Source organism: Paenibacillus sp. USDA918EY (assembly GCF_009870825.1).
Classification (GTDB): Bacteria; Bacillota; Bacilli; order Paenibacillales; family Paenibacillaceae; genus Paenibacillus_AQ; species Paenibacillus_AQ albilobatus.
In genome coordinates this window covers 1-747 of the sequence record NZ_WTWY01000056.1, presented here as the reverse complement: position 1 = coordinate 747, position 747 = coordinate 1, and the positions used below count along the sequence as shown (strand labels likewise).

At 54.2% G+C, this 747-nt stretch carries 1 rRNA gene; it reads left to right on the top strand.

What is annotated here, in order from left to right:
• Nucleotides 1–589, top strand: a 16S ribosomal RNA gene (locus GQY55_RS30785); the annotation flags it as partial.
• Between the last annotated feature and the right edge of the window lie 158 nt (nt 590–747).

Below are 747 nucleotides of genomic sequence, written 5' to 3'. Positions count from 1 at the left end.
TTTAATTCGAAGCAACGCGAAGAACCTTACCAGGTCTTGACATCCCTCTGACCGGTCTAGAGATAGACCTTTCCTTCGGGACAGAGGAGACAGGTGGTGCATGGTTGTCGTCAGCTCGTGTCGTGAGATGTTGGGTTAAGTCCCGCAACGAGCGCAACCCTTGATTTTAGTTGCCAGCACTTCGGGTGGGCACTCTAAAATGACTGCCGGTGACAAACCGGAGGAAGGCGGGGATGACGTCAAATCATCATGCCCCTTATGACCTGGGCTACACACGTACTACAATGGCCAGTACAACGGGAAGCGAAGCCGCGAGGCGGAGCCAATCCTATCAAAGCTGGTCTCAGTTCGGATTGCAGGCTGCAACTCGCCTGCATGAAGTCGGAATTGCTAGTAATCGCGGATCAGCATGCCGCGGTGAATACGTTCCCGGGTCTTGTACACACCGCCCGTCACACCACGAGAGTTTACAACACCCGAAGTCGGTGGGGTAACCGCAAGGAGCCAGCCGCCGAAGGTGGGGTAGATGATTGGGGTGAAGTCGTAACAAGGTAGCCGTATCGGAAGGTGCGGCTGGATCACCTCCTTTCTATGGAGTACCTCGCTTCTGAGTGAAGCGGTACAAATAAGCAACGGAAGTTGCGAAATCTCACTCGTTGTCAGTTTTGAAAGAGCAAACCTCTTTCGAAATGCGTTTGGTGGCGATGGCGGAGGGGTTCCACGCGTACCCATCCCGAACACGACCGT